5 protein-coding genes and 2 pseudogenes are annotated in these 6,274 nt (G+C 68.6%); 4 read left to right on the plus strand and 3 right to left on the minus strand.

The annotated features are described in order from the left end of the window. Positions 1–239, plus strand: a pseudogene (locus WAW85_RS02690) (hypothetical protein); the annotation flags it as partial. Positions 240–305: 66 nt separating this feature from the next. Here the strand turns inward: WAW85_RS02690 and WAW85_RS02695 are convergent. Together WAW85_RS02695 and WAW85_RS02700 are read right to left on the minus strand one after the other, a co-directional pair. Beyond that, a complete protein-coding gene (locus WAW85_RS02695) occupies positions 306–1,085 on the minus strand; it encodes a hypothetical protein (protein ID WP_422558117.1) in 780 nt (259 codons plus the stop codon). 112 nt (positions 1,086–1,197) lie between these two features. Further along, positions 1,198–2,241: a PDZ domain-containing protein gene (locus tag WAW85_RS02700; RefSeq protein WP_422558118.1), complete on the minus strand. Its 1,044-nt coding sequence runs from the start codon at positions 2,239–2,241 to the stop codon at positions 1,198–1,200. Positions 2,242–2,318: 77 nt separating this feature from the next. On the opposite strand from WAW85_RS02700, the gene WAW85_RS02705 reads away from it, so the two are divergent. The 3 genes from WAW85_RS02705 to WAW85_RS02715 are packed head-to-tail and all read left to right on the plus strand — an operon-like array spanning position 2,319 to position 6,085. Next, positions 2,319–3,770: a zinc-dependent metalloprotease gene (locus WAW85_RS02705; protein WP_422558119.1), complete on the plus strand. Its 1,452-nt coding sequence runs from the start codon at positions 2,319–2,321 to the stop codon at positions 3,768–3,770. Between the two features lie 59 nt (positions 3,771–3,829). Further along, positions 3,830–4,705: a hypothetical protein gene (locus WAW85_RS02710; protein WP_422558120.1), complete on the plus strand. Its 876-nt coding sequence runs from the start codon at positions 3,830–3,832 to the stop codon at positions 4,703–4,705. A 51-nt stretch (positions 4,706–4,756) separates the two neighbouring features. After that, positions 4,757–6,085, plus strand: a complete 1,329-nt coding sequence (locus WAW85_RS02715; protein ID WP_422558121.1) for an ABC1 kinase family protein — start codon at positions 4,757–4,759, stop codon at positions 6,083–6,085. 52 nt (positions 6,086–6,137) lie between these two features. Here the strand turns inward: WAW85_RS02715 and WAW85_RS02720 are convergent. Further along, positions 6,138–6,274 (minus strand): annotated as a pseudogene (locus WAW85_RS02720) (WhiB family transcriptional regulator); the annotation flags it as partial.

The raw sequence follows: 6,274 nt of genomic DNA on the forward strand, positions 1-6,274 counted from the left end.
GCTGCGCGCTGGTCACCGAGATCACCGTCGTACCGCCGGACGGCGCCACGAGCGCGGCCCGGCAGGCACGGCTGATCGGCGGCGCGCTGCGCACCGGTGCGCGCCTGGCCTTGCTCGATGTGCAGCCCCACCCCGACGACGACCCTGAGGCTGCGCGCCACCTGCGCACCGACCCCGACTTGGCGCCGGAGCTCCTCGACGCCCTCACCGCCACTTTCGACGACGTCGAGAGCCCCTAGCGCAAATAGGGCAGCGCTGTCGTGCCATCTGGCGGCACGGCAGCGCTGCCTTAGCTCCCTACCGACTTAGCGCGCGGCCGACTTAGCGCCCGGCCGCCGTCGGACAGCTCGGACAGCGCTGCACGGGCGCCTGAATACCTGTCCGGTCCCCAATCGGATGGTGATGCGGTGGGCGAAGGCAGCGGCGTCGAGGTGCCGCTCCATGTCCCGGTCACGGGAAGCGAAGTCGGCGTGACCGAGTCGTCCGTCGAGTTCCACGACGACGCCGTACTCGGTGTACTCGACGTCGCGGAAGCCGCGGCGCCCCACCGTCGTCTCGGCCTGCCGCTGGGGCACCGGCAGGCCGTGTACGTTTTCGACTTCGGCGAAGTACTGGTGCTCCAGCACCGAGCAGGTCCCGTCGGCGATATCGCGACACACGCGCTGCAGCAGGTCGCGTCGCCGCATACGCGGTCGCGCCTGGAGCGTCGCTAGCAGCTGCTCTCCCGTGGTGAGCCGCTTGTTCACCGCAGACGACAGCGTCGCAATCGCCGTCAGCTCCGCACCGGCCCCTTCAGCTATGTCGAGCGCCGCATCCAGTACCGCCGCCCATACACGCTGCCGCCACGTCGGAGTGCCGGTGTGGTTCACGTAGATTCCCGGCAGCACTGCCACCCAATTCTTACGGCGAAGCATCCGCCGGATGCAGTGCGGCCGGCGGCCGCTCTGGACCACCTGCGTGCGGGTGATGACGCCGCCTTGCGCCACGAGCAGTGCCGCCACAGCCGCATCCGCAACCGCAACCGCAACCGCAACCGCATGATCTACCGGGTCCGGAGCCGATGACGGTACCACTGATTCGGTCATCTTCCCAGGATGGGGCGGCGACAAGCTCGACGACATCAGCCCAGTGGCGGCGCTGTGGAAAACAGTATCGGTGCACAGATTTGGGAGGACCCCTGGATAAGGCAGCGCGGTTCTAGCTGCAGTGTGGGCGGTCGGTGCCGTTGCGCACCGCGGCCAGGGCGTCGACGGCGCCGCCGATGGTCTCCACCTTGATCAGCTCCAGGCCGTCGGGCACATCGGTGAGCGCCTCGGCGCAGTTCTCGGCTGGCACCAAGAAGATCGTGGCGCCGTCCCCGCGCGCACCCGCCAACTTGTGTGTGATGCCGCCGATCCGGCCGACCGTGCCATCGGGGGTGATGGTGCCGGTGCCGGCGATGAACTCGCCGTTGGCCAAGTTGCCGGGTGTCAGCCGGTCGACGACGGCCAGGCTGAGCATCAGGCCCGCCGATGGGCCGCCGATGTCGCCCACGTTGTAAATGATCTTCACGTTCGGGTCGGCGTTAAACACCGTCGCCGTCACGCCCAGATAGCCCTGGTTCGCATCGTCCGGACGCGCAGCGAGGGTCACGTCGACGGTCTGCTCAGCGTCGCCGCGCTTGATGGTGAGGGCCACGGTGTCGCCCGGCTTCCGGGACCGGATCTCCTCGACGAAGGCATTCACGGTGGCCAGCGGCCGACCGTCGACGGCCAGCAGGATGTCGCCGAGTTCCAGTGTGTCCTTCGCCGGACTGTTGGCCGCGATGCCACCCACCCCAGGAACAGTCGGACGCTGCAGGTACGTCAGGGCCGCACCGGTGGCGTTCTGCTCCGAGCCGACCATCTGCTGCTTGGTCTCTTCGCGCATCTGCTCGGGGGTGGTACCCCGCGGGAAGTACAGTTCGCGCGGCTGTAGCTGTCCGCGCCCGGTGATCCACAGGCCGAGTGCGTCGAAGAGGGACAGACCATCGGTCACCGACACGGTGGTGAGGTTCAGATGTCCGGTCGGGTTCGGGTCCACCGCACCGTCGACCTGCACGACCTGTTTACCGTCCACATCGCCGAGCGTGTTCACCGTCATACCGGGGCTCAGCGCCACGTACGGGACCCGCACCATATTGCCCAGCAACACAAAAGCCACCACGATCACCACAGCAACACCGACCGTGATCAACCGCCGCTTCGAAGAGTTCAGACTCATTCCCGTCAGAGTACCGACCACGGGCGGCCCCGCTCACCAGCGTCCGGCGACCGCCACTTTCCCGGTACCGTGGTGCCATGAGCGATTTGCCCTTCGGTTTCTCCTCGTCCGGGTCCGACGACGACGACCAGAACCGCACCCCCGCCGACAATTCAGGTACCGCGCCCACCCCGGCCGGCGGCTTCGACCCGGCGTCGATCTTCGGCGGCGCGGGCGGGGCTGGCGGGGCGGGCTTCGATCCGTCGGCACTCTTCGGCGGCAGTGCCGGCGGTTCGGCTGGCGCGGGCGGGTTCGACCCGTCGATGCTCGGCCAGATGTTTACCCAGCTCGGCCAGATGTTCAGTGGCATGGGCGCCCCCGGCACCGACTCCGGCCCGGTCAACTACGATCTCGCCACCCGGTTGGCCCGCCAACAGATCGGCGATTTCCGGCCGATGCTGTCCTCGGAAGAGAAGGCGGTCAGCGACGCGGTCCGGCTCGCCGAACTCTGGCTCGACGAGGCGACGACCCAGCCCGCCGCCGTGACCCAGGCGCACGCCTGGACCCCGGTCGACTGGCTTGAGCAAACACTGCCGACCTGGCGTCTGGTGTGCGATCCGATCGCCGCCTCGCTCGGCAACACCTGGCAAGACGGGATGCCCGAAGAGGCCAAGGCGATGGCCGGGCCGATGCTCGGCATGATGTCCGGCTTCGGCGGCATGATGTTTGGCACGCAGCTCGGCCAGGGCCTCGGCCACCTGGCAAAGGGTGTGCTGACATCCACCGACATCGGTCTACCGCTGGTCGGCGCTGGCACCGGCGTCCTGATGCCCGAAGCCATCGCGAAGTTCGCTGAAGGTCTGGATCTGCCGGGCCAGGAGATTGTGGTCTTCCTCGCCGCCCGCGAAGCCGCCCACCAGCGCTTGTTCGGCGGCGTCGGCTGGTTGCGTCAGCGCCTGCTGTCGACCGTCGAGGAGTACGCCCGCGGCATCCGCATGGATATGAGCGGCCTGCAGGAACTGGGTGGCGGAATTGATCCGCAGGAACTCTTCAGCGATCCGGCCAAGATGGAAGAGCTGATGGGTCAGGCGGCCGCGTTTGAACCAACCATCTCGCCGGAGCAGCAGGCGGCGCTCACCCGTCTGGAGACCCTGCTCGCCTTGATCGAGGGCTGGGTGGAGCACGTCGTCTCCGCTGCCCTCGGCGACCGGATTCCGTCGACCGCCGCGCTCACCGAGACGATGCGCCGACGGCGCGCCACCGGCGGCCCGGCCGAGCAGACCTTCGCCACCCTCATCGGCCTGGACCTGCGCCCGCGAAAACTGCGTGAGGCCGCTGATCTGTGGCGCACACTGGACGAAGCCGCGGACCTCACCGTGCGCGACGGCGTCTGGGCACACCCTGATCTGCTCCCCGACTCCGATGACCTGGACCATCCGGCCGCTTTCATCGACCGCGTGATCGGGGGCGGCACCTCGGCGTTCGACGACCCGATGGCCGAGTTGGAACGCACGATCGAGCAGGAACGTAAAGACCGCGACGGGGAGTAATCCACAGCCCTGTGGATAGCGGCCTCGACGGATCGTCGTGCTTCTGACACCGTCAGTCCATGAGGCCCACCGATCCGCATCGACCGCTCCCGGTAATCACCGCGGGCACCCCGGTCCTCACCCGGGGTGACGGCAGCCTGCACATCGGCTGCGAGCCTGCTTCAGCTCTCATCCTGCGACTGGCGCCGCCCGCCGTTCCGAGGGCGGTGGCCCAGCTGCTCGACGAACTGCGCACCCCCCAAACCCGTGCCGCGCTCGCCGGTCGGCTGCGCGCTGCCGGGCTGTCCGCTGCCGGGTTCACCGCGCTACTCGACCGGCTGGTGGCTGCGGGTAAAGCGATCGAACCGGTGCGCACCGCTTCCTCGACGCTACGCATTCGCGTGCACGGCCACAATCTGCTGGCCCGCCAGCTCGCCGATGAGTTGACCGCCGCCGGGGTGCCGGTGGCGACCGGAGCTCCAGGTGCCGCCGCGCTGGCGTCGCCGCGGCCACTGGACTGCAATCTGCTCCTGCTCACCGACCAGATGATCATCGATCCGGCGGTGCGTCTGGCGCTGATGGCCGCCGGCACCCCGCACCTCCCGGTGCGGGTGCACGACGGCATCGGGACCATCGGGCCGCTGGTACTTCCCGGCCACTCCAGCTGCCTGCGCTGCGCTGACCTGCACCGCTGCGAGCTCGATCCGGAGTGGCCTGTGCTCGCCGCCCGGCTGGCCCGGATGCCCGGCGCCGCAGATCCGGGCACCGTCGCCCTCACCGCCGCAATCGCCGGACAGGAGATCCTCGGTATCACCGCACGTCTGGCCACCGGCGGTGCGGCGCCGCAGACGCTCGACCACCAACTCCAAGTGCACACCCGCCCCGCTGGCACCACCTTGCTGTCCGCCCCGCCGCACCCGCGGTGCGGCTGCGGGGCAAGCGGACGGCCTCGGTAAGCGCACCACGCCGCCCAGTCCTCTATCCTCAGTGCAAGGGAAAGGACAGCCTTGAGCGACATCACACGGGGGCGTGGCCGGCGGAACGCGAAGCTGGCGGCACTACCGCTCGGCATGGCCGGACGCGCAGCCGCCGGATTCGGCAAACGACTGACCGGCATGAGTAAAGACGAAGTCAATGCCGATCTGATGGAAAAGACCGCTGAACAGCTCTTTGAGGTGCTCGGCACCCTCAAGGGCGGCGCCATGAAGGTGGGGCAGGCCTTATCGATCATGGAGGCGGCAATCCCCGAAGAGTTCGGCGAGCCGTTCCGCGAGGCCCTCACCAAACTGCAAGCCGAAGCGCCGCCGATGGCTGCCGCGACGGTGCACAAAGTGCTCGACCAGCAACTCGGCACCCGGTGGCGCGAACGGTTTTCGTCCTTCGACGACGAGCCCGCCGCCTCGGCGAGCATCGGCCAGGTCCACCGCGCGGTCTGGTCGGACGGCCGGCCGGTCGCGGTCAAGGTCCAGTATCCCGGAGCCGACCACGCGCTGAAAGCCGACCTCAAAACCCTCGGTCGGCTGTCCGGCCTGATCCAGAAGCTCTCGCCGGGTACCGATGCCAAAGCGATGATCGACGAGCTGATCGACCGGACCGAGGACGAGCTCGACTACCTCGGCGAGGCGGAGAATCAGCGCGCCTTCGCCGCCGCCTTCGACGGCGATCCGGACTTCGTGGTGCCGAAGGTCATCGCGAGTGCACCGAGGGTGATCGTCTCGGAGTGGATCGAGGGCACACGGCTGAGCAAGATCATCACCAGCGGCACCCGCGAGCAGCGGAATGCCGCCGCGACTCATATGACCGCTTTCGAGTTCAGCTCCCCGGCGCGCGTCGGCCTCCTGCACGGCGATCCGCACCCCGGCAACTTCTTCGTGATGGACGACGGCCGCTTCGGTGTGCTCGATTTCGGCGCCGTCGGCCGCTACCCCGACGGACTGCCCCCGGAGACCGGCCACATCCTGGCCCTGGCCCGGGATAAACAGTACGACGCACTGCGCGATGTGCTGGTCCAGCACAACTTCATCCGGCCCGAGTTCGCCGGCAAAGTGACCGCGGCGGACCTGGCGAGCTATCTGAAACCGTACGTCGATCCGCTGTACGAGGATTCCTTCCACTTCACCCGCAAGTGGCTCCAGCGCGCGGCCGGCCAGGCCACCGACCTGAGTGGCGACGTGTACAAGACCTCGCGGCACCTGAATCTGCCCGCCGAGTACGTCATGGTGTTCCGCGTGCTTCTGGGCTGCGTCGGCATCGCCGCGCAACTCGACGCCGAGGCCCCCTACCGCGCGATCATGTACCGATGGGTGCCGGGCCTGGAGGACGAACTCCCGGCCTGAGGTCCGCACGCCACAGCGAGGCTGAGCCCCACCGATCGTCGATCGGTGGGGCTCAGCGCATCCCATCGGGTAGCGGGTTCTTGCGCGGGCGGCCGCGCGGACGTTTACGCGCGACGATGGCGCCGCGGTCGAAGATCTCCCCGCCCCAGACACCCCACGGCTCGGCCCGGCCGAGAGCCTCCGCTAGGC

It is taken from the genome of Gordonia sp. (in: high G+C Gram-positive bacteria), assembly GCF_049299075.1.
Taxonomy (GTDB): domain Bacteria; phylum Actinomycetota; class Actinomycetes; order Mycobacteriales; family Mycobacteriaceae; genus Gordonia.

Coding starts and splice junctions, on each gene's coding strand:
- WAW85_RS02695 (WP_422558117.1), bottom strand. CDS start 1,085: ATGACCGAATCAGTGGTACCGTCATCGGCTCCGGACCCGGTAGATCAT.
- WAW85_RS02700 (WP_422558118.1), bottom strand. CDS start 2,241: ATGAGTCTGAACTCTTCGAAGCGGCGGTTGATCACGGTCGGTGTTGCT.
- WAW85_RS02705 (WP_422558119.1), top strand. CDS start 2,319: ATGAGCGATTTGCCCTTCGGTTTCTCCTCGTCCGGGTCCGACGACGAC.
- WAW85_RS02710 (WP_422558120.1), top strand. CDS start 3,830: ATGAGGCCCACCGATCCGCATCGACCGCTCCCGGTAATCACCGCGGGC.